Below are 26,299 nucleotides of genomic sequence, written 5' to 3'. Positions count from 1 at the left end.
ACGTCTTTTCAGACGCGCAAAGACGTAAAACCCTACACAGTCGGCCTTTCGGCATCACACCTTAAAGCGACGGCGTCTCTTCCAGCAATTCGCGGACGAAATCGAACATGCCGTGGCGGCGATCGCGGCGCAGCCGTTCGGCCTTGACGATCGACTGAACGGCGTCGAAGGCGGCGTTGAGGTCGTCGTTGACGATGACGTAGTCATATTCGCGCCAGTGGGCGATCTCGGCGCGGCTGTTGGCGAGGCGCGTCTGGATGACCTCCGCGGAATCCTCGGCGCGGCGGTGCAGCCGCGACTGCAACTCGGTCATGGTCGGCGGCAGCACGAAGATCGAGACCACGTCGGCCGACATCTTCTCCTGCAATTGCTGGGCACCCTGCCAGTCGATATCGAAGAGCATATCGCGGCCCTCGGCCATGGCCTGCTCGACCGGCTCGCGCGGCGTGCCGTAAAAATTGCCATGCACCTCGGCCCATTCGAGCAGCGCGTCGCTATCGCGCAGCCGCTCGAACTCGCGCACGCTCTTGAAGTGGTAATGCACATCCTCGACTTCGCTCGGGCGGCGCTGCCGCGTGGTGACGCTGACGGAGAGGCCGATTTGCCTGTCCTGCTCCAGCAGCGTGCGCGCGATGGTGGACTTGCCGGCGCCCGAGGGCGACGAGATGACAAGCATCAGACCACGGCGGGCGATCTGCACGGGCGAGGATTTCGCCGGTTTCATGTCTTACTCCAAATTCTGGACCTGCTCGCGGAACTGGTCGATCACGACTTTCAGCTCGATGCCGGCGGCAGTGACCGCCGAGGCATTCGACTTCGAGCAGATGGTATTCGATTCGCGGTTAAATTCCTGTGCAAGGAAGTCCAGCCGGCGTCCGGCAGGACCACCTTTCACCAGGAGATCGCGCGCTGCGGCAATATGCGCTTTCAGACGGTCGATCTCCTCACGCAGATCCGCCTTGGTCGCCAGCAATGCGGCTTCGGCATGCAGCCTGTCGCGGTCGAGCGCTGCCATGCCGTCCATCAACATGGCGACCTGCGCGGCAAGCCGCGCGGCGATCTCCTGCGGCGAGCGTGAGGGATCGGCCTCGATCGTCCGCGTCAGGCCTTCGATCGTCGTGACATGGTCGAGAAGAATGCGGGTCAGCGCCGCCCCTTCCTGCTCCCGCATCGCTCTGAGATCTGAAAGCGCTGCCAACAGGCCGGCGGCGATATCGGCGTCACGGGCGGCAAGCGCCTCCTCGCCATCCTCGCTCTCGCGGAATTCGACGATGCCGCGCACCAGAAGCAGCGTATCGAGCTTCAGCGGCGCCGGATCGATTACCCCGTCCAATTGCTCGCGCATGGCAAGCACGGCAGCGAGGGCCTGCTTGTTCAGCACTGCCTCGAAGCGGTTCTCGTCGGCGGTGACGGAGAGCGATGCCTGCAGATTGCCGCGACTGAAGCTTTCGCCGGCAAGGCGGCGGACGTCCGCCTCCATGCGTTCGAGGCCGGGTGGCAGGCGCAGCCGCAGGTCGAGGCCCTTGCCGTTGACCGAGCGCAGTTCCCATGCCCAGCGCCAGCGGCCGCTCGTTCCCTCGCGCCGCGCAAAACCGGTCATGGACTGCAAAGCCATACGAGCCTCCAGAAGCTATCAGTTGATCTTCTTTTTCTTCGGCGGCGCGACGGCAGCGCCGTCATCCGCCGGCTGCTCTTCCGGCTGGCCGTCGACGGCGATGTTGGGGTCCGAGCCGTTGTCGGCTTCGAGCTTGCGCCAGCGCTTGACGTTGGCATTGTGCTCCTCGAGCGTCGCAGCGAATACATGGCCGCCGCTGCCGTCGGCAACGAAATAAAGGTCCTGCGTCTTCCAGGGATTGGCGACGGCTTCCAACGCATCCTTACCGGGATTGGCGATCGGCGTCGGCGGCAGGCCCTTGATGACATAGGTGTTGTATGGCGTGTCCCGCTTCAGGTCCGACTGGTAGATCGGCCGGTCGGCCGGTTTGCCGTCGCCGCCGAAGAGGCCGTAGATGATCGTCGGGTCGGACTGCAGGCGCATCCCCTTGCCGAGCCGGTTCAGGAAAACCGAGGCGACATGGGCGCGTTCGTCGGCAACGCCGGTTTCCTTTTCGACGATCGAGGCGAGCGTCACGAACTCTTCCTTGGACCGCAGCGGCAGCGAGGAGTCGCGCTTGTCCCATATCTGATCGACGATTTTCTGCTGCGCCGCCGCCATTTGCTGGATGATTTCCGAGCGCTTGGTGCCGCGCGAGAACTTGTAGGTATCTGGGCGCAGGCTGCCCTCGGCCGGAAGGGCGGCGGGCAGATCGCCTTCCAGCACCTTGTCCTCCAGCATGCGGTTGAACATCTGGCGGACCGTCAGGCCCTCGGGGAAGGAAACCGAATAGAGAATGGATTTGCCCGATTTCAGCAGCTCCATGATATCGCTCATCGAAGCCTTGGCCTTGATCTCGTATTCACCGGCCTTCAGGCTCTCACCGGCAGACAGATGCGTTGCCGTGAGATAGCGGAAGATGCGGGCATCGCTGATGATCGCGTTGCGCTCGAGGTTCGTGGCAATTTCGGCCAGACCAGCGCCATTGCGGATGATGAAATTGGTGTTGGTCTGCAGCGGACCGGGATTCCGATAGGTCGATGTGGCGTAATAGAAGCCGATGATCGCGACGACGCAGACCAGCACCGCCATCGTCATGATGAAGTTCAGGAAAAGAACGACCTGGCCGCGGGCTTTCTTCGACCGTTTCGGCGGCTCCGGAACGCGCTCCGGACGCAGGGCTTCGCTCGGCGACTTCGGGATGATCGGTCCCTTCTGCCCCTGGGTATCGTTGCTCTGGTTCGTCGTATCGCTCACCGGCAATCCTCTAAAACTTGACCCTCACTTCGCTATGTCGCGAAGCAATGCGGCAAAAGCAGGTTCTGCCGCCGTTCAACGGCGCCGCTGCCGGCCGTTATGCTCCCGCACGCGCTGATGCGCAACGCAGAGGAGCGGCCGTCGGCGTAAGGGACACCGCTACGCCGCGCGTACGAGACTCTTATTGCGCGTAACGGCGCAGGACGAGCGACGCGTTCGTGCCGCCGAATCCGAACGAGTTGGACAGCGCCACATTGATTTCTCGCTCGCGCGCCTTGTGCGGAACAAGATCGACCGCCGTCTCGCGTTCGGGATTGTCGAGATTGAGCGTCGGCGGCGCGACATTGTCACGGATGGCAAGCGTGGTGAAGATCGCCTCGATCGCGCCCGCAGCACCGAGAAGGTGTCCGGTCGCCGATTTGGTCGAGGACATGGAGATCTTCGACGCCGCATTACCGACCAGCCGCTCGACGGCGCCGAGCTCGATCGTGTCGGCCATGGTCGAGGTGCCGTGGGCGTTGATATAATCGATATCGGCCGGCGTCAGCCCGGCGCGCTTCAGCGCCATCGCCATGCAGCGGCCGGCGCCCTCGCCGTCTTCGGACGGCGCGGTGATGTGATAGGCGTCGCCCGACAGGCCGTAGCCGACGATTTCGGCGTAGATCCTGGCGCCACGCGCCTTGGCGTGTTCCAGTTCCTCGAGCACGACAATGCCGGCGCCCTCGCCCATGACGAAACCGTCACGGTCACGGTCATAGGGGCGAGAAGCCTTCTGCGGGTCGTCGTTGTGCTGGGTCGAAAGCGCCTTGCAGGCGGCAAAGCCGGCGAGCGAAATGCGGCTGACGGGGGATTCCGTGCCGCCGGCGACCATGACGTCGGCGTCCCCAAGCGCGATCAGCCGCGCTGCATCGCCGATCGCATGCGCGCCCGTGGAGCAGGCGGTGACGACCGAATGATTGGGTCCGCGCAGTTTGTGGCGGATCGAGACCTGGCCGGAGACGAGATTGATCAGGCGGCCGGGAATGAAGAAGGGAGAGATGCGGCGCGGGCCCTTGTCGCGCAGGGTGTAACCTGCCTCGACGATGCCTTCGATACCGCCGATGCCGGAGCCGATCAGCACGCCGGTGGCGATCTGGTCCTCATCGGTCTCGGGATGCCAGCCGGCATCGGCAAGCGCCATGTCGGCTGCGGCCATGCCGTAAATGATGAAGGGATCGACCTTGCGCTGCTCCTTGGGCTCCATCCACTGATCGACATTGAAGGTGCCGTCGGTGCCATCGCCGATGGGTATACGGCAGGCGATCTTGGCGGGAAGGTCGTCGACCTCGAATTCGGTGACGAGGCGGGCGCCGTTCTGACCGGCAAGCAGCCGGGACCACGTCACCTCGGTGCCGCATCCCAAGGGTGATACCATGCCGGTACCTGTTATGACGACACGTCTCATCGCGTGCTTCCCCCCGTCTCTTATATTCTATGGAGATATATGCCGAAAAGAAAAGGGCGGACTCCAGGCCCGCCCTTTCTCAAAATTACAGAATCAGGCCTGGGCCTTCTCGATAAACTTCACGGCATCGCCGACCGTCAGGATCGAGTCGGCAGCGTCGTCAGGAATTTCAACGCCGAATTCTTCTTCGAAAGCCATGACCAGTTCGACCGTGTCGAGCGAGTCAGCGCCCAGATCGTCGATAAAGCTGGCGCTCTCGACGACCTTGTCGGCATCGACGCCAAGATGATCAATAACAATTTTCTTTACGCGTTCTGCGATATCGCTCATGTCGGTTTCCTCGACCTTATGTCCTGATCGGAATGCCGTTGCGGCACCCCTACCCTGTTTCAGCCTGCGATGTTTTCAGACATCCTCGGCAAACTCGTTTACCCGGCTTCAGAGATGTCCCAGGCTTGCGAAAAGCCCGCCGGTCCGTCTGCTTTCTCGGGACGACTGTTGACAGTCATGGCCCGCTTAACATGCTTTAGGTCCGCCGCAAAGCGAGAAAATCAACGGTTCGTGATTGCTCAACATGCTATTGGCGGAAATACTCCCATGCCAGCGGTTTGTCGTTTCAGATCATCGCCATGCCGCCGTTTACGTGCAGCGTCTGGCCCGTCATATAGGCAGCCTCGGAGGACGCAAGATACGCGACCGCCGAAGCAACCTCGCCGCCCGTGCCCATGCGCTTCATCGGGATCGCCCCCATGATCGCTTCCTTCTGCTTGTCGTTCAGCTTGCCGGTCATGGCGCTTTCGATGAAGCCCGGCGCCACGCAGTTGACCGTCACGTTGCGGGTGGCGATTTCCTGCGCAAGCGACTTGGTGAAGCCGATCATGCCGGCCTTGGAGGCGCAGTAATTGGCCTGGCCGGGATTGCCGGTGACACCGACGACGGAGGTGATGTTGATGATGCGGCCATAGCGGCGGCGCATCATCGGATGCGTCAATTCGCGCGTCAGGCGGAAGGTCGACGTCAGGTTCACTTCGAGAACGGCATCCCAGTCCTCGTCGCTCATGCGCACGAACAGGCCGTCCTTGGTGATGCCGGCATTGTTGACCAGGATATCGACGCCTTCGAGTTCGGCCTCGGCCTTCTGGCCGAGCGCCTTGACCTCATCGCGGTCGGAGAGGTTTGCCGGGAAGATCTTGACGCGCTCGCCAAGATCGGCCGCCAACGCTTCCAGCTTCTCGACGCGGGTGCCGTGCAAGCCGACGATGGCGCCCTGCTTATGAAGAAGGCGGGCGATTTCCTCGCCGATACCGCCCGATGCGCCGGTGACGAGAGCCTTGCGGCCAGAAAGATCGAACATGAAAACGTTCCTTATATCTGGATATCTGGAAATACCAATCAGGCCATGAGGGCGGCGACGGCCGCGTCGATATCCGCCGGACCGCTGACGGAGATGCCGTTGATTGTCTTGTCGATGCGGCGGGCAAGGCCGGTCAGCACCTTGCCGGAGCCGAGTTCATAAAGCGTGGTCACGCCATTGCCGGCGAACCATTCCACCGTCTCGCGCCAGCGGACCTGACCGGTCACCTGTTCGACCAGGAGGCTGGCGATCTCGTCGGCGCCGGTCACGGGCGCGGCACGGACATTGGCAATGACGGGCACGACGGGATCGGACTTGGCGACCTTTGCCAGCGCTTCGCGCATGGCCTCGGCGGCCGGCGCCATCAGCTTGGAATGGAAGGGTGCGGAGACCGGCAGCAGGATGGCGCGCTTGGCGCCCTTGTCGGTGGCCAGGCCGGCGGCCTTTTCGACGGCTGCCTTCTCGCCCGAAATGACGATCTGACCGCCGCCATTGTCGTTGGCGATCTGGCAGGCGCCGGTCGCGGCAGCCGCCTCGCAGACGGCGATGACGTCGGCATGCTCGAGGCCGATGATCGCTGCCATGGCGCCGACGCCGACGGGGACGGCCGCCTGCATGGCATTGCCGCGGATGCGCAGCAACCGCGCCGTGTCAGCGAGCGAGAACGTGCCGGCCGCGCAAAGGGCCGAATATTCACCGAGTGAGTGGCCGGCGACGTAGGCGACCTTGGACTTCAGATCCAGCCCCTTGGCCTCAAGCACGCGGACGACGGCAATCGAGACGGCCATCAGCGCCGGTTGGGCGTTCGCCGTCAGGGTCAAGGTCTCCTCGGGACCGTTGAACATGACGTCCGAAAGCTTTTCACCGAGTGCCTCATCGACCTCTTGGAAAACGGCGCGGGCTTCCGCGAAATTCTCGGCCAGATCCTTGCCCATGCCGACGGCCTGACTGCCCTGACCGGGAAAAGTGAAAGCAATGGTCATTCTCGTGTCCCTGGCTCATGCCCCTGATTGCGCGCGCCCCGTGAGGCTGTTTTGCCTCCAATTGACATTCTTTCCGGCAGAGTCAAGTGGCGGCTCATTCTCCGCAAAGCCTTTCGCGCGCGCGCAAAAGCCCGGTTTTTACTCTTGCGCTCCGCCAAATCCGGCCTAAATTTGCCCGATCCTTCCCAAGCTTCAGCTCCTTCCAAAGGCTCAGCTCTCTCCCAAGGTTTTCTCATGAAATATAATTCACTCGGCCGCACCGACATTTCCGTTTCAGAAATCTGCCTTGGCACCATGACCTGGGGCTCGCAGAACAGCGAAACCGACGCTCATGCGCAGATGGATTACGCCGTCGAAAAGGGCGTCAATTTCTTCGATACCGCCGAACTCTATCCAACCACCCCGGTGTCGCCGGAAACACAGGGCTGGACCGAAGACTATATCGGCAGCTGGTTCGAAAAATCAGGCAAGCGAGGAGATATCGTGCTCGCCACCAAGGTCGCCGGCCGCGGCCGCGATTATCTGCGCGGCGGCGAAGGTGCGGATGCAAAGAATATCCGCCTGGCGCTCGAAGCCAGCCTGACGCGGCTGAAGACGGATTATGTCGACCTCTACCAAGTCCACTGGCCGAACCGCGGCCATTTCCATTTCCGCCAGAACTGGAGCTACAATCCCTTCAACCAGGATCGCGACAAGGCCATCGCCAATATGCTCGACATCCTGGAAACGCTGGGCGCACTGGTCAAGGAAGGCAAGATCCGGGCGATCGGCCTTTCCAACGAAACCACCTGGGGCATCCAGAAATACCTGACGCTGTCAGAACAGAAGAGCCTGCCGCGCGTTGCCAGCGTCCAGAACGAATATAATCTGCTCTATCGCCATTTCGACCTCGATCTCGCCGAGCTTTCCCATCACGAGAATGTCGGGCTACTCGCCTATTCGCCGCTCGCCGGCGGCATCCTGACCGGCAAATATGTCGATGGCATTAGGCCGAAGGGTTCGCGCGCTTCCATCAACCCCGATATCGGCGGCCGCCTGCAGCCGCTGCAGGAGCCGGCGACCAAGGCCTATCTGCAGATCGCGGCCAGATACGGTCTGGACCCGGCGGCCATGGCTGTCGCCTTCTGCCTGTCCAGACCCTTCATGGCCTCGGCCATCATCGGCGCAACTTCGATGGAGCAGCTGAAAGTCGATATCGGCGCGGCCGACCTGACGCTTTCGGACGAGGTGCTGGCGGAGATCGCCAAGGTGCACCGGCAGTATCCGCTGACGCTCTGATCCTATCCCTCTCGTCCGGCCCGACGCTGCCGATCGGTCTGCGTCGGGCTCGAATGTCCGATTGGGCTTGCCTTCCCGCGAAAAATCCGTATAAGCCGCCCTGTTCGTTAACCCGGTCTTCTGGCTGGTGGCTGAACGGAGGGCCGGTTTCCCCCGTGGAAATCGTTCGGAACGGAAGCGTTCCAGCCTCCCGTGTCTCCGCTCTCGACCGTCTCGGAAACGCTTTCTTGCCTGGGTCCGCCCAATCAGGAGCAGTCGTTGAGGCTTAGCCGCCGAATATCGGGTTGAACCAAACGCAAGAAAGGCAAAGCTGTCATGGCTCTTTATGAACATGTATTCCTTGCCCGGCAGGATATTTCCGCTCAGCAGGTCGATGCCCTCGTAGAACAGTACAAGGGTGTGATCGAAGCGAATGGCGGTAAAGTCGGGCGTATCGAGAACTGGGGCCTCAAGTCCCTCACCTACCGCATCAAGAAGAACCGCAAGGCGCATTATGCCCTGATGGACATCGATGCACCGGCTGCTGCCGTCCAGGAAATGGAACGTCAGATGCGCATCAGCGAAGACGTTCTTCGCTACATGACGATCGCCGTCGAGAAGCATGAAGAAGGTCCGTCTGCCATGATGCAGAAGCGCGACCGCGACGACCGTCCGCGCGAAGGCGGCCGTGGCCCGCGTGAAGGCGGCTTCGGTGATCGTGACCGCGGCCCGCGTCCGCCGCGTGAAGGTGGCTTCGGCGACCGTGAAGACCGTCCGCGCCGTCCGCGCGAAGACCGCGTATAAGGGAGATCTGAGATATGTCTGAAACTTCCTCCGCTCCGGTCCGTCGCCCGTTCCATCGCCGCCGCAAGACCTGCCCGTTCTCCGGCGCCAACGCGCCGCGGATCGACTACAAGGACGTACGTCTGCTGCAGCGCTACATTTCCGAGCGCGGCAAGATCGTTCCGTCGCGCATCACGGCCGTTTCCCAGAAGAAGCAGCGCGAACTCGCCCAGGCGATCAAGCGCGCCCGTTTCCTCGGCCTGCTGCCTTACGTCGTAGCTTAATCGAATATGTGACCCCCAGATTGCTAATCTGGGGGTTGCCTCCCTTCCGCGATGGGCGCGGATCGGAACTCTTAAAACCCATGTTGAGACGTTTCTGAATTCGATTCAGCAACATCCTCTAACTGCTTGATGAAGCAGGACAGCGACCTTGAACCGACCGAACCTTAAAACGCTGCTGATCGGCGCACTCGCCGGATTGACCGCCGCCCTGCTTGTGCTGGGCGCGAGCATGCAGCCGTCGTTTTTCAGCGCGCTGCTCTATACAGCCTCGGCGCTGCCTATCCTGATCGTCGGGCTCGGCTGGGGCAATGCGGCGGCGATCTCGGCCGTTGCCACCGCAGCGGCACTCGGCGCAATCGTCATTTCGCCGTCCTTCGCGCTGATCATGACGCTGGTGACGCTGCTGCCGGCCGGCTGGCTCAGCCATCTCGCCAATCTGGCGCGGCCCGCCTCCGAACTCGGCGGCCCGGACCATCTGCTTGCCTGGTATCCGCTCTCCGATATCCTTTTGCATCTCTGCGGCCTGGTGACGATCGCCGTCATCGTCATCGGCGTGATGATCGGCTACGGGCCTGATATCACCGATCCGGTCGTCGATCTGCTGATCACCTCGCTCAAGCAGCAGCAGCCGGAATTCATGCCCGATCCGGCCGCGACCGCGCAGACCAAGTCGCTGATCCTGCTGATGCTGCCGGCTTTGCAGGGCGGCATGTGGGTCTCCATGCTGTTTGCCGCCTATTATTTCGCCGTACGCATCGTCGCAGCGTCAGGCCGCGGCCTTCGCCCGCGCGAGGACATTCCCTCGTCGCTGCGCATGAACCGCAACTCGATCTTCATCTTTCTCGCCGGGCTTGCCGCCTGCTTCTTCGGCGGCGTTCCGGCGCTGGTCGGCGCGACGGTGATCGGCAGCTTCGGCGCGGGCTTCATGCTTTCCGGTTTCGCCTCGCTGCATTTCCGCACGCGCGGCAAGGACTGGCGCATACCCGCCCTCATCCTCAGCTATCTGGCTTCGATGCTCATGCTGCTGCCAGCCTTCCTCATCCTCGTCCTCGGTCTCAGCGATACGCGCAAGGCAATCGCGCTGACCCCGACGAAAGATGCTGATGCCCCCAAACAATCTGACACGAAAATCTGAGACACAAGAAAGGTAAAAGAAAATGGAAGTCATCCTTCTCGAACGCATTTCCAAGCTCGGCCAGATGGGCGAAACCGTAAAGGTTCGCGACGGCTTTGCCCGTAACTACCTGCTGCCGCTTGGCAAGGCGCTACGCGCCAACGCCGCCAACAAGACCCGCTTCGAAGCCGAGCGTTCGACGCTCGAAGCCCGCAACCTCGAGCGCAAGTCGGAAGCCCAGAAGGTCGCCGACGTTCTCGACGGCAAGTCGTTCATCGTCGTGCGTTCGGCCGGCGAAACCGGCCAGCTTTATGGTTCGGTTGCTGCCCGTGACGTCGTCGAAATTCTCGGCGCCGAAGGCTTCAACATCGGCCGCAACCAGGTTCACCTCAACACGCCGATCAAGGCGATCGGCTTGCACAAGGTTGAACTGCAGCTGCATGCCGAAGTCGAAATCCACGTCGAGCTGAACGTTGCCCGTTCTGCCGAAGAGGCAGAGCGCCAGGCCAAGGGTGAAGAACTCACCTCGGTCGACGCGATCTACGGCGTCGACGAAGACGCTCTGCGTCCGGAAGATTTCTTCGATCCGGAAGCCGACGGCGTCGACGAAGACGAAGCATAATATCGCCGGAGCGATCCGCGTGAAGGAAGCCCGGCCACCGCGCCGGGCTTTTTCGTTGGGGATGGTCCGGATGTTTTTGCTGCGTGCCTTATGGCATCGCGCTAAAATGGCATTCTCCGAACGGATGGGCTGAGTCGGCACCATGCCGTGTCGTGCGGGTGACACTGGCAGTATTTCTCCTTTGTGTCGGCCGGGACTGTGGAGAAGTCGAACAACGTGCACAGCGTTCAGGATTTACGCGAAGCGAGCCCCCGCTCCTTTCGCAGCCTCTTGATTTTCGCGTCCGGAATTGCAAATCCGGAGCTGGAAAAAGACGGAACGGATGATGATGAACGACGCCGCTCGAAAGATTGCAGCTGTTGCTCCGTCGGAGCAGCATTATCGCGAAGCACCCAACAATATCGAAGCCGAGCAGGCGCTTCTGGGTGCTATCCTGATGAACAACGACGCCTATTACCGGGTGTCCGACTTTCTGAAGCCGATCCATCTCTATGAACCGCTGCACCGGAAGATCTTCGAGGTTGCCGGCGATATCATCCGCATGGGCAAGATCGCCAATCCGGTAACGATCAAGACCTTCCTGAAGGCCGACGAGAAGGTCGGCGACATGACGGTTTCGCAATATCTGGCGAGCCTCGTCAGCAACGCCGTCACCGTCATCAATGCCGAGGATTACGGCCGGGCGATCTACGATCTGGCGCTGCGCCGGGCACTGATCACCATCGGCGAGGACGTCGTCAACATCGCTTATGACGCGCCGCTCGACATGCCGCCGCAGTCGCAGATCGAGGATACGGAGCGCCGCCTTTTCGAACTGGCGGAAAACGGCCGCTACGACGGCGGCTTCCAGGCCTTCAACGATGCGGTCGCGCTGGCAATCGACATGGCGGCCGTCGCCAAGGAACGTGACGGCGGGCTTTCCGGCATTTCCACCGGCATCCATTCGCTGGATTCGAAGATGGGCGGCCTGCAGCGTTCGGACTTGATCGTCCTTGCCGGACGTCCCGGCATGGGCAAGACCTCGCTGGCCACCAACATTGCCTATAATATCGCCGCCGCCTACGAAGGCGAAGTCCAGTCGGACGGCAGCATGAAGGCGAAAAACGGCGGCGTCGTCGGCTTCTATTCGCTCGAAATGTCGTCGGAACAGCTTGCCACCCGTATCATCTCCGAGCAGACGGAAGTCTCCTCCTCGAAGATCCGCCGGGGCGACATCAACGATGCCGATTTCGAAAAGCTCGTCGCCTGCTCGATGATGATGCAGAAGGTGCCGCTCTATATCGACCAGACCGGCGGCATCTCGATCGCCCAGCTTTCGGCGCGCGCGCGCCGTCTCAAGCGCCAGCGCGGCCTCGACGTGCTGGTGGTCGACTACATCCAGCTGATGACCGGCTCGGGTAAATCCAGCGACAACCGCGTCCAGGAAATCACCCAGATCACCACCGGCCTGAAGGCACTCGGCAAGGAACTCAACGTTCCGATCATCGCGCTGTCGCAGCTCTCGCGTCAGGTCGAAAGCCGCGACGACAAGCGGCCGCAGCTTTCCGACCTTCGCGAATCCGGCTCGATCGAGCAGGACGCCGACGTCGTGCTCTTCGTGTTCCGCGAGGAATACTACGTCAAAAATTCGGAGCCGCGCGACATCCAGGATCCGAAATATCCGGAATGGGAAGCGCTGTTCGACAAGGTGAAGGGCACCGCCGACGTCATCATCGCCAAGCAGCGACATGGGCCGACAGGCACGGTGAAGCTTGCCTTCCAGTCGGAATTCACCCGCTTCGCCGATCTCGCCGATCCGTCCTTCACCCATTACGAGGAACATTGACGCGGTTTCGCGCGTCAATTTCCTTTAGAGCCCGACGGCCCGCAACAGGGCAACCGTTGCGACGCCAATCACGACGCTCACAAGCATTGGCAGACGGCGCGCGGCGATTGCCGTCGCCGCGCAGGCCAAGGTCTCTGCCCAGCCCGCGGTAAAGGCGGTCGGGGCAATGACTGCCATCAGCACGGCCGGCGGAATGGCCTCGATCGCCGTTCTCCGCCGCTCATTCATCTCGACATGACGGACCAATACGAGGCCGCTGACGCGGGTGAACACCGTTGCGGCAGCCATCGCGAGGATGGCGAGCATAATGTTGAGATCGAGCGTCATGCCGCCTGCTCCCGCGGCCTGCCCTGCCATAGGGCCGTTGCCAGCCCGGCCAGAGCGCCGGCGGCGACATACCAGACCCCCGGCACGAAATGGTGGACCGCAACGGATGCGGCACCACTTGCAGCAAGGACGGCGCCGGTTTCCGGCCCCTTCCAGAAACCCATGACGAGTACGATGAAGACAGCCGGAAAAGCGAAGTCGAGGCCGATGACCGCTGGATTGCCGAAAAAGGCGCCGAGCAGTGCGCCTGTCAGCGAAGAGCCGACCCAGGTGAGATAAAAGGGCGTGACGATGCCGGCATACCAGGCCGGTGTCAGCCGCGTGCTGCCGGCGCGGAACTCCGCCATGGCCCACAGCTCATCTGCCAGGAACAGCATGGCGATATATCGTTTGACGCCGGAGAAGGACTGCATCTTCGTGCCGATCGACGCGCTCATCAGCACGTGGCGGATATTGACCAGCAGGGCTGCAAAGCCGACGCCGATCCAGCTTGCCGGATGGGTCCAGATGTCCATGGCCACGAATTGCGAACCGCCGGCAAAGACAAGCGCGCTCATCAACGTCGTTTCCAACGGCGAAAGCCCCTTGGTGACGGCAACGGCGCCAAAGACCAGGCCGATCGGCAAGACGGCGACAACAAGCGGAAAAATGGCACGCATTCCGGCAAGGAACTCGCCGGATGACCGGCTTTGCTGCAACATTGGCAACCTCCACATCAAGATGACGGAGAAGTAGCCGAGGTCATAATGGCTGTATTGAACGAAAGTGATCAGCCCGTGCGGAATTGGCCGGGTGTTACGCCTGTCCGTGCCTTGAAGTGGCGGGTGAAATGCGCCTGATCGGCAAAACCGCATTCAAGCGCAATATCGGCCGGCATGCGCCCCTGCCGCAGCATCCGGCGAGCCACCTGCACGCGCCGATCGGTCAGAAAAGCGTGCGGGGTGATGTGATATTCCTTGCGGAAGGCGCGGATGAGGTGAGCGCGGCTCAACCCCGCCACTCCGGCCAGTTCCTCGAGGCCGACATCGCTGTCGAAGTTTTCGATGAGGTATTCGCGGGCGCGGGCCACCGCACTTCGTTCCCTTGTATCGACGGGAACGATGATTGCGCTGCCGTGACGCGCAAAGATCGCTGCCAGCACCGAAAACATTCCTTCATCGGATTCCAGCGCGCCTGCCCCGCTCTCAAGCGTTCGATGGGCGGCGTGGAAGGCGTTGGCGAACTGCGGGTCGCGTGGAAGCCCGCCGGAAAAGGAGGGCGTCGCATGGAAGGCCTTGCCGGTGACATCCTCCAGAATATCGACGAACAACTTCATATCGGGATAGATCATCCGGTAGCGGTAGCCCTCGCCGCCCGGAGCCCCGTCATGGATGACACCGGGGTCGATGAGATAAAGGTCGCCCGGGCCGGTTTCTTCCCGCCTGCCGCTCAGAGTGGCGATCTGCGTGCCGCTTTCTATCGCGCCGATGCTGAACGTGTCATGCGCATGCGGCGCATATTCGTGCGTCAGGAAGGTGGCGCTCAAACACTCCATGCCGCGGAAGCGGCTATCCCGCCAGAAGCGGGCCGATTCCACGTTCGCAAGCGGCATGGCCTCCGCCGCCTCTTTTTGCGATACGTTCTGCATCCAGTCAGATTATCGCGGAAGCCTGCACGCGTCTTGAACAAAAGTGATCCTACGACAGGCAAAGGGTGGTATGTGACCTCCCTTGGCCATAATGCTCTCTAGACTGGCTTTGAGCGATTTCCTTCCATTAGTTCACGGCGATTCATGACAGATTTTCCCATCCCCTTCGAAGATGACGATCTTTTCGCTTCCGCGGGCCTGCGGCTGACCGTCGATCTGACGGCGCTCACGGAGAACTGGCGCGACATGGCGCGCCGCTCCGGTGCGGCGCGCGCCGCGGCCGTCGTCAAGGCGGATGCCTACGGCATGGGCATCGAGGATGCCGGTGAAGCTCTCTATATGGCTGGCGCCCGGGATTTCTTCGTTGCCACAGTCGACGAGGGCGTCACGCTTCGCCTTTATGCGCCCGAGGCGCGCATCTTCGTGCTCTCAGGCATATGGCCGGGAACCGAGCGGCGCTTTTTCGAAAACGATCTGGTGCCGGTGATTTCCTCCGACGAGCAGCTCGCCTTCTGGATGGCGGTGCTTGCCGATTATGGCGACTACCCCTGCGCGCTGCATGTCGATACCGGCTTCAACCGGCTCGGACTGCATATGGACGATGCGATCGCGCTCGCCGACGACGTTTCGCGGCCGGCGAGTTTCGCACCGGTGCTGGTCATGAGCCATCTCGCCTGCGGCGACGATTCCAGTCATGCGATGAACCGGCGGCAGCTCGAATCATTCCACAGGGTTAGCGCCGCCTATGAAGGCATCGATTCAAGTCTTGCCGCCTCGGCCGGCATTTTCCTTGGCGCGGATTATCACTTCGACCTGACCCGTCCCGGCATCGCGCTTTATGGCGGCGAAGCGGTCGGCGGCATGGCCAATCCGATGCGGCCGGTGGCAACGGCTGAAGCCCGCATCATCCAGGTCCGCAGCGTCGAGGCCGGCGAGACCGTCAGCTACGGCCGGGCGCTGCAGCTTGGCCGCAAAAGCCGGCTGGCGATCGTCTCCGCCGGTTATGCCGACGGCTATATGCGCAGCCAGTCGAGCGGCGGCGTGCCGTTGCGCCAGGCCGTGCCGCAGGGCGGGCAAGGTTTCATTGCCGGGCACAAGGTGCCGGTCGCCGGCCGGATCACCATGGACCTGACGATCTTCGATATTACCGACCTGCCCGACAATGCCGTGCGCGCCGGAGATTATGTCGAGCTATTCGGCAAGAACATGCCCGTCGACGACGTGGCGCGGGCGGCGGGCACGATCGGATACGAGATCCTGACCAGCATGGGGCTGCGCCATGAGCGGCGCTATGTGGCCGAGGAGGAGTAGCGCCCCGTTAGCGGCTGCTGAGCGCAAGACGCGCGCCGAGCGCCAGGAAAAGCGCGCCGAGGCCACGATCGAGCCATAGGCCGATTTTTTGATTGTGTCTGAGTGCCTCTGCGAGGCGCCCTCCGAGAAGGACGAGCGGCGGCTCGATGAAGGCGGCGACGACGATGATGAGGCCGCCATGCAGCATGAGCTGGGCCCATGCGGGCCCTGCCCCTTCGACGACGAATTGCGGCAGGAAGGCCAGGAAGAAAATCGCCACCTTCGGATTGAGCAGCGACACCAGAATCCCCTGCCGGTAGATCCTTGCGGCCGGCAGTTTTTCACCGGCAGCCTTTATCAGGCCATCGCCGCCTCCGGCGCGCAGAGCCTGGATTCCCAGCCAGACGAGATAGACGGCACCGATCCATTTGACCGCGGAGAAAGCGACGGCGGAGGCGGCAAGCACGGCGGAAAGGCCGAGCGCGGCCATCAAAACATGCAGGCAAGCGCCGGACCACACGCCGAACAGCGCGGAAAAACCGGCGCGTTTTCCACCTCTCATCGTGTGACCGAGGATGAAGGCGATGTCGGGCCCGGGCGACAGGTTGAGCAGAACCGCCGCCGAGAGAAATGCAAACCAGTGCGCGAGCGAATAATCGAACATCTTCCACCGTTCAATATGAGCAGAGGCAAAGGATAGGCACGGGAAGCGCTGATGGGAAAATCATTAGTTTTGATCCGTCGCGATAGCCATTATCTCAAGCACGACAATGATTCGATGAAGCAGACGTCTGCTCCACTCGAGACCCGGGACTGAAAGAGTATTTGATGGCGAAGGCCAGGACACAATTCATCTGCCAGAATTGCGGCACGGTTCATAACCGCTGGGCCGGCAAATGCGAGAACTGCGGCGAGTGGAACACCATCGTCGAAGAAGACCCGATGGGCGGGATCGGATCCGGTCCCGGCAAAACACCGAAGAAGGGCCGGCCGGTGACACTGACCGCGCTGTCGGGCGAGATCGAGGAGGCGCCGCGCATTCATACCGCCATGTCGGAACTCGACCGGGCGCTCGGCGGCGGCTTCGTGCGGGGATCGGCGGTGCTGATCGGCGGCGATCCGGGGATCGGCAAATCGACGCTGCTGATGCAGGCTGCCGCCGCCCTTGCGCGGCGCGGCCACAAGATTATCTACGTTTCCGGCGAAGAAGCCGTGGCGCAGGTCCGGCTGCGAGCGCAGCGCCTCGCGGCGGCCGATACCGACGTGATGCTGGCGGCCGAAACCAATGTCGAGGATATTCTGGCAACACTTGCCGAGGGCAAGCGGCCGGACCTCGTCATCATCGATTCCATTCAGACGCTATGGAGCGAACTTGCCGAATCCGCGCCGGGAACGGTGACGCAGGTGCGCACCGGCGTGCAGGCAATGATCCGTTTCGCCAAGCAGACCGGGGCCGCCATGGTGCTCGTCGGGCATGTAACCAAGGATGGACAGATCGCCGGCCCGCGCGTCGTCGAGCACATGGTCGATGCGGTGCTCTATTTCGAGGGCGATCGCGGCCATCACTACCGCATCCTGCGCACGGTCAAGAACCGCTTCGGCCCGACCGACGAGATCGGTGTCTTCGAAATGTCCGACAAAGGCTTACGCGAAGTCGCCAATCCCTCGGAGCTCTTCCTCGGCGAGCGCAACGAAAAATCGCCGGGTGCTGCCGTGTTTGCCGGCATGGAGGGCACGCGCCCGGTGCTCGTCGAGGTGCAGGCGCTGGTGGCGCCGACCTCGCTCGGCACGCCCCGGCGCGCCGTGGTCGGCTGGGATTCGGCCCGGCTGTCGATGATCCTCGCGGTGCTGGAAGCTCATTGCGGCGTCCGGCTCGGCCAGCACGACGTCTACCTCAATGTCGCCGGCGGTTACCGCATCACCGAACCGGCGGCCGATCTCGCCGTCGCCTCGGCGCTCGTTTCCTCGCTTGCCGGTATTGCCCTTCCCGCCGATTGCGTCTATTTCGGCGAAGTCAGCCTGTCGGGCGCCATCCGGCCGGTTGCGCACACCGCCCAGCGCCTCAAGGAAGCCGAGAAGCTGGGCTTTTCCGCAGCATTGCTTCCGTCCGCCTCCGCCGAACTGCCGAAGGGTTCCGGCGGGCGCTGGAGCGAGGTCGAAAGCCTGCCGGATCTGGTTGCGCGCATCGCCGGGTCGAAGGGGGCGCTGCGTGTGGAAGACGAGGTTTGATCCTTTCATTGCCAAGATTGGTAATGATATAGGAGGCACACGACACGGCCGCCAAGCGGCAGTCCTGGAGTTGAATTTACATGCCCATTACGATTTTCGACGGTATTGTCATCGGCGTCGTGCTCTTCTCCGCCGTGCTGGCGATGGTCCGCGGCTTCTCCCGTGAGATCCTCTCGATCGCAAGCTGGGGCGGTTCAGCAGCGGCGGCTTATTACCTCTATCCGTACCTGCTGCCCTATGCGAAGAAATACACCGATGACGACCGCATCGCGATCATCGGTTCGGCAGCGGTCGTCTTCCTGATCGCGCTCATCGTCATCTCCTTCATCACGATGAAGATAGCCGATTTCATCATCGATAGCCGCGTCGGCGCGCTCGATCGCACGCTCGGCTTCCTGTTCGGGGCAGCGCGCGGCGTGCTGCTGCTGGTCGTCGCCGTCGCCTTCTGGAACTGGCTGGTCGATGCCGACCACCGCCCGGCCTGGGTCAACGAAGCGAAGTCGAAGCCCTTCCTGGATTCGATGGTCGTGAAGCTGAAATCGGCTCTGCCGGAACAATTTGCCCAGATGATACCGGCGAGCATCCGTGATAAGCTTCAGCCGCCGGCACAGGGCGCTGAAGGTACCAACCCGCCGACGGGCGACCAGGCTCCGGCGGAAGACGCACCGACCGCGCCTGCACAGCAGCCGGCGAATTGACACAGTGTTCAAGAGCTTGACCCGCCTTCCGGCAATTGCCATTTGAGCGGGACGTGAAATGAAGTCCGGCCGGGCATTCAGCTCCGCCGGGCTTAGCTATTTCTGGAAATGCCGATCCATTCTTGTGAGAGCAAAGGCCCGCAGAAATGAACCAGTCCCATTCCTTCCCGACCGACGATCCGCTCGACGGAGATACGCTGCACGAAGAATGCGGGGTTTTCGGAATTCTGGGACATCCCGATGCCGCAGCGCTGACGGCTCTTGGCCTGCATGCGCTGCAGCACCGCGGCCAGGAAGCGGCCGGCATCGTCTCCTTCGATGGCAAGCGCTTCTATCAGGAGCGCCATATGGGCCTCGTCGGCGACCACTATACCAATCCGATGACGCTCGCCCGGCTGCCCGGCAACATGTCGATCGGTCATACGCGCTACTCGACGACGGGCGAAGTGGCCATGCGCAACGTGCAGCCGCTGTTTGCCGAACTGGAGGAAGGCGGCATCGCCATTGCCCATAACGGCAATTTCACCAACGGCCTGACGCTGCGCCGCCAGATCATCGCCACCGGCGCCATCTGTCAATCGACCTCCGATACCGAAGTCGTCCTGCACCTCATCGCCCGCTCCCGCCATGCATCCACCTCCGACCGTTTCATCGACGCCATCCGCCAGATGGAAGGCGGCTATTCGATGCTCGCGATGACGCGCACCAAGCTGATTGCCGCGCGTGACCCCACCGGCATCCGCCCGCTAGTCATGGGCGAACTCGACGGCAAGCCGATCTTCTGCTCGGAAACCTGCGCTCTCGACATTATCGGCGCCAAGTTCATCCGCGACGTCGAAAACGGCGAGGTCGTCATCTGCGAAATCCAGGCTGACGGCTCGATCAGCATCGATGCGCGCAAGCCCGGCAAACAGCAGCCGGAACGCCTCTGCCTGTTCGAATATGTCTATTTCGCCCGGCCGGACTCGGTGGTCGGCGGCCGCAACGTCTATACGACGCGCAAGAACATGGGCATGAACCTCGCCAAGGAATCGCCCGTCGATGCCGACGTTGTCGTGCCGGTGCCGGATGGCGGCACGCCGGCGGCGCTTGGCTACGCACAGGAAAGCGGCATTCCCTTCGAATACGGCATCATCCGCAACCATTATGTCGGGCGCACCTTCATCGAACCGACGCAGCAGATCCGCGCCTTTGGCGTGAAGCTGAAACATTCGGCCAACCGGGCGATGATCGAAGGCAAGCGTGTGGTGCTGGTCGATGATTCCATCGTGCGCGGCACGACCTCGCTGAAGATCGTGCAGATGATCCGTGAAGCCGGCGCGCGCGAAGTTCATCTGCGCGTCGCAAGCCCGATGATCTTCTTCCCGGATTTCTACGGCATCGACACGCCCGATGCCGAAAAGCTGCTGGCAAACCAATATGCCGATGTCGAAGCCATGACCAAATATATCGGCGCGGATTCGCTTGCCTTCCTGTCGATCAACGGGCTTTACCGCGCCGTTGGCGGCGAGGACCGCAATCCGGCCCGCCCGCAGTTCACCGACCACTACTTCACCGGTGACTACCCGACCCGCCTGCTCGACAAGAACGGCGAGTCCATGGGCAACAAGCTTTCGATGCTTGCCAGCAACGGCTGAGCCGCCGCTGCTTTAACCTACCTCCCGAGGGGCTACTACGCCCCTCGCCTTTGCAAGCAAATCCGGAACCGCAGCAGATGAACATCAATCTTGAGGGCAAGATCGCACTCGTTACCGGTGCGTCGCGCGGCATCGGCTATTTCACGGCGCTGGAGCTTGCGAAAGCCGGCGCCCATGTGATCGCCTGCGCCCGCACGGTCGGCGGTCTCGAGGATCTCGACGACGCGATCAAGGCGGTCGGCGGTACGGCGACGCTGGTGCCCTTCGACCTTGCCGACATGAACGCGATCGACGCTCTTGGCGGCTCGATCTTCGAGCGCTGGGGCAAGCTTGATATCCTGGTCGCCAATGCCGGCGTGCTCGGGGTGATCTCGCCGATCGGCCATATCGAGGCGAAGGTATTCGAGAAGGTGATGACCATCAACGTCACCGCGACATGGCGGCTGATCCGCTCGGTCGATCCGCTGCTGGCCCGCTCGGATGCCGGTCGCGCCGTCATCCTCTCATCGGGCGCCGCCCACAAGTGCCGGCCCTTCTGGGGCGCCTACTCCGCCTCCAAGGCCGCCGTCGAGGCGCTGGCTCGCACGTGGGCCGGCGAGAGCCAATCGACGCCATTGCGCATCACCAGTGTCGATCCCGGCGCGACGCGCACGGCGATGCGAGCGCAGGCCGTGCCCGGCGAAGACCCGCAGACGCTGCCCCATCCGTCCGAGGTCGCCAAGGCGATCCTTCCGCTGCTCGGTCCCGGCGTGACCGAAACGGGCAAGCTGTTCATCGTACGGGAAAACAAGCTCGTCGATTACCGATTGCCGGAATAGGCGAACGGCTCACTTCGTCGCAACGGCCGGGAACAGATGGGCGAAACCCGTCTCCGATGGGCAGAGCGCATTGAGGTCCACGGCTCCCTGGATGCCGTCGACTGTGCCGTTGTCGGCAAATTGCCAGATCGACCAACGACTGCAGTCTTCCTGCGCCGGCTCCTTGAATACGCTTCTCAGCCAGAGGTAATGGTCGGGGAAGCGGGCTTCGTTGCCTTTCAGATATTGATCGTAGAACTCCTGGGTGACGTAGAAAATCGGCTTTTCCGGAAAGGTGCCCTTCAGCTCGGTGAAGAAGGCGTTTACTTCAGTCGCCATTTCCTCGAGCGTCGGGACCTTGTTGCAATTTCCGACAAACTCCAGGTCCACCGCGATCGGCAGCGTTTCCGGCTGCTTCGGTACGGTCGCCAGGACATTCTGCGCCTGGTCCTGGCCCGGCCGGCAGAAGGTGAAGAAATGATAGGCGCCCCTGACCAGTCCAGCGTCTCCGGCGCGCTGCCAGTTGTCGGCGAACTTGGAATCCTTGTGATCTCCGCCTTCGGTTGCCTTCATCATGGCGAAGCGAACATTCGGCTGGGAGGCAACCCTCTTCCAGTCGATGTCGCCTTGGTGATGGCTGACATCGATGCCCTGGATCGGATAGCGGCTGAGAGATGGATTGTTGAAGCGAAGCATGCCGAAATCGTATGCGAAATAAGCAGCGGACGCGACTGCCAGAATTGCAGTTGCGCCGATCGCGCCCCAAACCAAGCTTCTCACGCATTTCCCCCTATTTTCGGTAGCCTCCCAGCTGGCTATTCGCGATTTGTGCCGTGAAAATGGCGGACGAGCCGTGCCGCCGGATCGTTCCTCGTCCCCCTTGACCAAATGCCATTCCCACGCCATAAATCGCGCCATGAAAACGGTTACCTGCATTATCTGCCGGAAGATTATTCGCTAGCGCGAGCGCTGGCCCGGCCGTTTTCGTCTCCCAAATAGTCAAGATGCGAAACGCCCCGGCCCGCCGGTCGCAATATTTCTGATCGTGCATTTGGAGAGTGGAATGGACGCGACGCCGGAATTGAAGCTGTACAACACGCTGACACGGGAAAAATCGGTGTTTGCGCCGATCGATCCGAATAATGTCCGCATGTATGTCTGCGGCCCGACCGTCTATGATTTCGCTCATATCGGCAATGCTCGGCCGGTCATCGTCTTCGACGTGCTGTTCCGGCTGCTGCGCCATGTCTATGGCGAAGACCACGTCACCTACGCCCGCAACATCACCGACGTGGACGACAAGATCAATGCACGGGCGCTCCGAGATCATCCAGGCCTGCCGCTCAACGAAGCGATCCGCGCGGTCACCGAAAAGACCGAGACGCAGTTTCACGCCGATGTCGCCGAGCTCGGCTGCCTGGAGCCGAATGTCGAGCCTCGCGCCACCGACAATATCGCGGAGATGACCGAGATCATCGAGAAGCTGATCGGCAACGGCCATGCCTATGTCGCAGCCGGCGAAGTGCTGTTCGACACCAAATCCATGGCGGATTACGGCCAGCTTTCGAAGCGCCCGCTCGACGAGCAGCAGGCCGGCGCCCGCGTCGCCGTCGACGCGCACAAGAAGAGCCCGGGCGATTTCGTGCTCTGGAAGCTGTCGAGCCACAACGAACCCGGCTGGGAGAGCCCCTGGGGCCGCGGCCGGCCCGGCTGGCACATCGAATGCTCGGCGATGAGCAAGCGCTATCTCGGCGATGTCTTCGACATTCACGGCGGCGGGCTGGACCTGATCTTCCCGCATCATGAAAACGAGATCGCCCAGTCACGTTGCGCCCATGGGACCGAGGTGATGGCGAATGTCTGGATGCACAACGGTTTCCTGCAGGTCGAAGGCCGCAAGATGTCGAAGTCCGAAGGCAATTTCGTCACCATCCACGATCTGCTGCACACGCAGATTTTCGGCGGGCGGAAATGGCCGGGCGAAGTGCTGCGTCTTGCCATGCTAATGACGCACTACCGCGAGCCGATCGATTTCTCGATCAAGCGGCTGGAAGAGGCCGAACGCCTGCTTGCCAAATGGCCGGCAACAGAAGCCGGCGACGCCACGCCGGACGAAAGCGTGCTGAACGCGCTGGCGGACGACCTCAACACAGTCGCCGCAGTGCAGGCGTTGCATGCGCTGGCGCAGGCCGCTCACACGGATGCCGCGGCGGGGGCTACCTTTGCCGCAACGGCTGCCCTCCTCGGCCTGCTGCCGAAGAAAGCCGAAATCGACGAAGCCGTCGCAGCGGCGGTCGATGCGCTGGTGGCGATGCGTTTGGAAATGCTGAAGGCGAAGAACTTCGCCGAGGCCGACAAGATCCGCGACGAACTGACGGCCAAGGGCATCCAGCTGAAGGACGGCAGGGATGCAGCGACCGGCGAGCGGGTGACGACGTGGGAGGTCAAGCGGTGAGAGTGGTGTCTTGGGATAAAACCCCTCCCCAACCCCTCCCCACAAGGGGGAGGGACTACGGTGCCGCACTGCTGCGAAGCGACTTCACCGCAAGTGCAAGCATTCGAGGCGGAGATAAAGGCGGCGCCACGAGAGAGCCCTCCCCCTTGTGGGGAGGGTGGGGAGGGGTTTTGGCGCCCAGCCTGGAATCCCTGTGGAGGAATAAGCCATGACCAGCTACACCGGCGGCTGCCAATGTGGGGCGATCCGATTTCGGGCGCAGGGAACGCCGCAGGATTCGTCGATCTGTCATTGCCGCATGTGCCAGAAGGCGTTCGGCGGCTATTATGCGCCGCTGGTTTCGGTGCGTGGAATGGAATTCGAATGGACCAGGGGGGAGCGCAAAACCTTCCACTCCTCGAATTTCGTCGAGCGGGGCTTTTGCGGTGACTGCGGCACGCCGCTGACCTATGAGGCGCCTGACGGAATGGCGGTTGCCGCGGGTGCGTTCGACGATCCGTCGTCGTTGCCGCCGACCATTCAGTGGGGCGTGGAAGGCAAGATCGGCTTCGTCGATCATCTGCACGAACTGCCCGGAGAGAGGACCGAGGCGGATCTCACGGCAGGTTCGTTTCTGCACGAACTGGTTTCCTATCAGCACCCCGACCACGATACGACCGTCTGGCCGCCGGAGGATCGCCCTTGACCGGGGTGGCAGAGCAGACCGGCGGATGCCAGTGTGGCGCGGTGCGTTATCGCGCCCGCGGCGAACTCGGCTATCCCCCTATCTGCCATTGCCGAATGTGCCAGAAGGCCGCCGGCAATTATTTCCTGCCGCTGGCGGCGGCTGGGCGCAAGGATTTCGAGCTGACGCGCGGCGCGCCGAAGTGGTTCCGCTCGTCCGATCTGGTGCGGCGCGGCTTCTGCGGCGATTGCGGCACACCACTGTTTTACGATATTCCGGAAACGGACTTCATCAACATCACGCTCGGCTCGCTCGATGATCCCGATGCGGTCAAGCCGGTGATGCAATCGAACACCGGCCGCAAGATGTCCTGGTTTCATGCGATCGACGGCCTGCCGCTGGAACCGGAGCCTGAAACGCCGGACCGCGAGACCGCGATCGCAGCAAGCAATCATCAGCATCCCGACCACGACACGAAAAGCTGGCCCCTCGGAGAAACCTCATGACGGACACGATAAAGACAGGCGGATGCCAATGCGGCGCCGTGCGCTTCCGCATCTCAGGCAAGTTGGGGCGACCCTCGATCTGCCATTGCCGCATGTGCCAGAAGCAGTTCGGCGGCTTCTTCTCCGCGCTCGTCACTGCACCAGAGGAAGGGATGGAATGGACGCGCGGCGAGCCGGGTTATTTCCAGTCCTCGGTCAATATCGAGCGCGGCTTCTGCAGCAATTGCGGCACGCCGATGACCTATCGCCATCCGGGCGGGCTGGAACTGGCGATCGGCACCTTCGACGACCGCAGCGATCTCGCACCGCAAGTCCAGGTTAATTACGATGCCCGCCTGCCCTGGGTCGAGGCGATCTTCGACGCGCCCGTTCATACGGATCCGGATTTCTACGCCCGGCAGGAGGCGATCATCTCCTTCCAGCATCCCGACCACGATACCGCAGTCTGGTCTGCGAAAGGCGTGAAGATATGACCGAGATCCTGCGTACGCTCTATCCCGAAATCGAAGCCTATGCCTCCGGCCATCTCGATGTCGGCGACGGCCATGTGATCTATTGGGAGCGCTCGGGAACGCCCGGTGCCAAGCCGGCCGTCTTCCTGCATGGCGGCCCGGGCGGCGGTTTCTCGCCCGCTCATCGGCGGCTTTTCGATCCTCACCTCTACGACGTCATGCTGTTCGACCAGCGCGGTTGCGGCAAGTCGACGCCGCATGCCGAACTCAATGCCAATACGACCTGGCACCTCGTCGCCGATATCGAGCGGCTGCGGGAAATGGCCGGCGTCGACAGCTGGCAGGTGTTCGGCGGCTCCTGGGGCTCGACGCTGGCGCTCGCCTATGCCGAGACGCACCCGGAGTGCGTGTCGGAACTCATCCTGCGCGGCATCTACACACTGACCAAGGCCGAACTCGACTGGTACTATCAGTTCGGCGTCTCGGAGATGTTCCCGGACAAGTGGGAGCGTTTCATCGCTCCCATCCCGCCGGACGAGCGGCATGAGATGATGCATGCCTATCATCGCCGCCTGACGCATGAAGATCGGTCCGTGCGCCTTGCAGCTGCACAGGCCTGGAGCATCTGGGAAGGCGAAACGATTACGCTGCTGCCCGAGCCTTCGACGAGCGGCAAGTTCGAGGAGGCGGAATTCGCCTATGCCTTCGCGCGCATCGAGAACCATTTCTTCGTCAATGCCGGCTGGATGGACGAGGGACAATTGATCCGCGACGCCGTCAAGCTCAAGGATATTCCCGGCGTCATCGTCCATGGCCGCTACGACATGCCCTGCCCGGCAAAATATGCCTGGCAGTTACACAAAGCCTGGCCGAAGGCGGAATTCCACCTGATCGAGGGTGCGGGCCATGCCTATTCGGAGCCCGGAATTCTCGATCGGCTGATCCGGGCGACGGATAAGTTTGCCGGGAAGACACACTGATGCTGCATGCCGTGACTACCCCCCTCTGCCCTGCCGGGCATCTCCCCCACAAGGAGGGAGATCAGCTGGGCGTGGGCTCCTTGCCCAAACCTCGGTGGTCTGGACTGCAGCTTGGCGAAT

At 62.2% G+C, this 26,299-nt stretch carries 28 protein-coding genes; 16 read left to right on the top strand and 12 right to left on the bottom strand.

Going from position 1 to position 26,299, the window contains the following annotated elements:
- Positions 1-61: 61 nt before the first annotated feature.
- The 7 genes from gmk to fabD form a co-directional block, all read right to left on the bottom strand.
- The gene (gene gmk, locus RLEG4DRAFT_RS16475) at positions 62-724 is read right to left on the bottom strand and encodes a guanylate kinase (RefSeq protein ID WP_003578347.1); all 663 of its coding nucleotides are present in this window, start codon (positions 722-724) and stop codon (positions 62-64) included.
- A 3-nt stretch (positions 725-727) separates the two neighbouring features.
- Complete coding sequence (locus RLEG4DRAFT_RS16470; RefSeq protein ID WP_003578344.1) at positions 728-1,615, bottom strand: YicC/YloC family endoribonuclease; 888 nt, start codon at positions 1,613-1,615, stop codon at positions 728-730.
- Between the two features lie 18 nt (positions 1,616-1,633).
- Positions 1,634-2,851: an endolytic transglycosylase MltG gene (gene mltG, locus RLEG4DRAFT_RS16465; protein ID WP_003578342.1), complete on the bottom strand. Its 1,218-nt coding sequence runs from the start codon at positions 2,849-2,851 to the stop codon at positions 1,634-1,636.
- 181 nt (positions 2,852-3,032) lie between these two features.
- Positions 3,033-4,295 carry a beta-ketoacyl-ACP synthase II gene (gene fabF / locus RLEG4DRAFT_RS16460; RefSeq protein WP_003578340.1) on the bottom strand — a complete coding sequence of 421 codons (1,263 nt, stop codon included), beginning with the start codon at positions 4,293-4,295 and terminating at the stop codon, positions 3,033-3,035.
- Between the two features lie 93 nt (positions 4,296-4,388).
- On the bottom strand, positions 4,389-4,625 hold the full coding sequence (locus tag RLEG4DRAFT_RS16455; RefSeq protein WP_003547058.1) for an acyl carrier protein: 237 nt from the start codon (positions 4,623-4,625) through the stop codon (positions 4,389-4,391).
- 286 nt (positions 4,626-4,911) lie between these two features.
- Positions 4,912-5,649, bottom strand: a complete 738-nt coding sequence (fabG, locus tag RLEG4DRAFT_RS16450) for a 3-oxoacyl-[acyl-carrier-protein] reductase (protein WP_003578339.1) — start codon at positions 5,647-5,649, stop codon at positions 4,912-4,914.
- A gap of 38 nt (positions 5,650-5,687) precedes the next feature.
- Positions 5,688-6,632, bottom strand: coding sequence for an ACP S-malonyltransferase (gene fabD / locus RLEG4DRAFT_RS16445; protein ID WP_003578338.1), 945 nt, complete (start codon positions 6,630-6,632; stop codon positions 5,688-5,690).
- A 234-nt stretch (positions 6,633-6,866) separates the two neighbouring features.
- On the opposite strand from fabD, the gene RLEG4DRAFT_RS16440 reads away from it, so the two are divergent.
- The 6 genes from RLEG4DRAFT_RS16440 (at position 6,867) to RLEG4DRAFT_RS16415 (ending at position 12,517) form a co-directional block, all read left to right on the top strand.
- On the top strand, positions 6,867-7,910 hold the full coding sequence (locus RLEG4DRAFT_RS16440) for an aldo/keto reductase (RefSeq protein WP_003578337.1): 1,044 nt from the start codon (positions 6,867-6,869) through the stop codon (positions 7,908-7,910).
- A gap of 315 nt (positions 7,911-8,225) precedes the next feature.
- Entirely contained in the window at positions 8,226-8,693 is a 468-nt protein-coding gene (gene rpsF / locus RLEG4DRAFT_RS16435; RefSeq protein ID WP_003574183.1) for a 30S ribosomal protein S6, read from the top strand.
- A 14-nt stretch (positions 8,694-8,707) separates the two neighbouring features.
- The gene (rpsR, locus tag RLEG4DRAFT_RS16430) at positions 8,708-8,956 is read left to right on the top strand and encodes a 30S ribosomal protein S18 (protein WP_003547038.1); all 249 of its coding nucleotides are present in this window, start codon (positions 8,708-8,710) and stop codon (positions 8,954-8,956) included.
- Between the two features lie 148 nt (positions 8,957-9,104).
- On the top strand, positions 9,105-10,091 hold the full coding sequence (locus RLEG4DRAFT_RS16425; RefSeq protein WP_003578336.1) for a hypothetical protein: 987 nt from the start codon (positions 9,105-9,107) through the stop codon (positions 10,089-10,091).
- Positions 10,092-10,113: 22 nt separating this feature from the next.
- Positions 10,114-10,692 (top strand): 50S ribosomal protein L9, encoded by a 579-nt coding sequence (gene rplI / locus RLEG4DRAFT_RS16420; protein ID WP_003578335.1) that lies wholly within the window; start codon positions 10,114-10,116, stop codon positions 10,690-10,692.
- 328 nt (positions 10,693-11,020) lie between these two features.
- On the top strand, positions 11,021-12,517 hold the full coding sequence (locus RLEG4DRAFT_RS16415; protein WP_003574186.1) for a replicative DNA helicase: 1,497 nt from the start codon (positions 11,021-11,023) through the stop codon (positions 12,515-12,517).
- A gap of 24 nt (positions 12,518-12,541) precedes the next feature.
- Here the strand turns inward: RLEG4DRAFT_RS16415 and RLEG4DRAFT_RS16410 are convergent, their stop codons facing one another.
- From RLEG4DRAFT_RS16410 to RLEG4DRAFT_RS16400, 3 genes are all read right to left on the bottom strand, one after another.
- Positions 12,542-12,844 (bottom strand): AzlD family protein, encoded by a 303-nt coding sequence (locus RLEG4DRAFT_RS16410; RefSeq protein ID WP_003578333.1) that lies wholly within the window; start codon positions 12,842-12,844, stop codon positions 12,542-12,544.
- Positions 12,841-13,545, bottom strand: coding sequence for an AzlC family ABC transporter permease (locus RLEG4DRAFT_RS16405; protein WP_003578332.1), 705 nt, complete (start codon positions 13,543-13,545; stop codon positions 12,841-12,843). The genes RLEG4DRAFT_RS16410 and RLEG4DRAFT_RS16405 overlap by 4 nt, the downstream gene beginning before the upstream one ends.
- 68 nt (positions 13,546-13,613) lie before the next feature.
- Entirely contained in the window at positions 13,614-14,435 is an 822-nt protein-coding gene (locus RLEG4DRAFT_RS16400) for an AraC family transcriptional regulator (RefSeq protein WP_003578331.1), read from the bottom strand.
- Positions 14,436-14,615: 180 nt separating this feature from the next.
- On the opposite strand from RLEG4DRAFT_RS16400, the gene alr reads away from it, so the two are divergent.
- A complete protein-coding gene (gene alr / locus RLEG4DRAFT_RS16395) occupies positions 14,616-15,782 on the top strand; it encodes an alanine racemase (protein ID WP_003578329.1) in 1,167 nt (388 codons plus the stop codon).
- A 7-nt stretch (positions 15,783-15,789) separates the two neighbouring features.
- On the opposite strand, the gene RLEG4DRAFT_RS16390 is transcribed toward alr, so the two are convergent.
- A complete protein-coding gene (locus tag RLEG4DRAFT_RS16390) occupies positions 15,790-16,425 on the bottom strand; it encodes a LysE family translocator (RefSeq protein WP_003578328.1) in 636 nt (211 codons plus the stop codon).
- Between the two features lie 164 nt (positions 16,426-16,589).
- Between RLEG4DRAFT_RS16390 and radA the strand changes: the two genes are divergently transcribed.
- The 4 genes from radA (at position 16,590) to RLEG4DRAFT_RS16370 (ending at position 21,143) form a co-directional block, all read left to right on the top strand.
- Positions 16,590-17,990 (top strand): DNA repair protein RadA, encoded by a 1,401-nt coding sequence (radA, locus tag RLEG4DRAFT_RS16385; protein ID WP_003578327.1) that lies wholly within the window; start codon positions 16,590-16,592, stop codon positions 17,988-17,990.
- 80 nt (positions 17,991-18,070) lie between these two features.
- Positions 18,071-18,688 (top strand): CvpA family protein, encoded by a 618-nt coding sequence (locus tag RLEG4DRAFT_RS16380; protein WP_003578326.1) that lies wholly within the window; start codon positions 18,071-18,073, stop codon positions 18,686-18,688.
- 146 nt (positions 18,689-18,834) lie between these two features.
- Positions 18,835-20,325 (top strand): amidophosphoribosyltransferase, encoded by a 1,491-nt coding sequence (gene purF / locus RLEG4DRAFT_RS16375; RefSeq protein ID WP_003578325.1) that lies wholly within the window; start codon positions 18,835-18,837, stop codon positions 20,323-20,325.
- A gap of 77 nt (positions 20,326-20,402) precedes the next feature.
- On the top strand, positions 20,403-21,143 hold the full coding sequence (locus tag RLEG4DRAFT_RS16370) for an SDR family NAD(P)-dependent oxidoreductase (protein WP_003578324.1): 741 nt from the start codon (positions 20,403-20,405) through the stop codon (positions 21,141-21,143).
- A gap of 9 nt (positions 21,144-21,152) precedes the next feature.
- Here the strand turns inward: RLEG4DRAFT_RS16370 and RLEG4DRAFT_RS16365 are convergent, their stop codons facing one another.
- A complete protein-coding gene (locus RLEG4DRAFT_RS16365) occupies positions 21,153-21,902 on the bottom strand; it encodes a glycoside hydrolase family 25 protein (RefSeq protein ID WP_003578323.1) in 750 nt (249 codons plus the stop codon).
- A gap of 283 nt (positions 21,903-22,185) precedes the next feature.
- Here RLEG4DRAFT_RS16365 and cysS point away from each other — a divergent pair, with 283 nt between their 5' ends.
- The 5 genes from cysS (at position 22,186) to pip (ending at position 26,179) form a co-directional block, all read left to right on the top strand.
- The gene (gene cysS, locus RLEG4DRAFT_RS16360) at positions 22,186-23,577 is read left to right on the top strand and encodes a cysteine--tRNA ligase (protein WP_003578321.1); all 1,392 of its coding nucleotides are present in this window, start codon (positions 22,186-22,188) and stop codon (positions 23,575-23,577) included.
- A gap of 208 nt (positions 23,578-23,785) precedes the next feature.
- Entirely contained in the window at positions 23,786-24,262 is a 477-nt protein-coding gene (locus RLEG4DRAFT_RS16355) for a GFA family protein (protein ID WP_003578320.1), read from the top strand.
- Positions 24,259-24,747 (top strand): GFA family protein, encoded by a 489-nt coding sequence (locus RLEG4DRAFT_RS16350; protein ID WP_003578318.1) that lies wholly within the window; start codon positions 24,259-24,261, stop codon positions 24,745-24,747. Before RLEG4DRAFT_RS16355 ends, RLEG4DRAFT_RS16350 begins: the two co-directional genes overlap by 4 nt.
- Positions 24,744-25,220 carry a GFA family protein gene (locus RLEG4DRAFT_RS16345; protein ID WP_003578317.1) on the top strand — a complete coding sequence of 159 codons (477 nt, stop codon included), beginning with the start codon at positions 24,744-24,746 and terminating at the stop codon, positions 25,218-25,220. The genes RLEG4DRAFT_RS16350 and RLEG4DRAFT_RS16345 overlap by 4 nt, the downstream gene beginning before the upstream one ends.
- The gene (gene pip / locus RLEG4DRAFT_RS16340) at positions 25,217-26,179 is read left to right on the top strand and encodes a prolyl aminopeptidase (RefSeq protein ID WP_003578315.1); all 963 of its coding nucleotides are present in this window, start codon (positions 25,217-25,219) and stop codon (positions 26,177-26,179) included. The genes RLEG4DRAFT_RS16345 and pip overlap by 4 nt, the downstream gene beginning before the upstream one ends.
- Positions 26,180-26,299: the final 120 nt, after the last annotated feature.

It is taken from the genome of Rhizobium leguminosarum bv. trifolii WSM2297, from assembly GCF_000271845.1.
The sequence above is the reverse complement of the archived record's forward strand: the minus strand, read 5'-3'. Positions and strand labels throughout refer to the sequence as shown.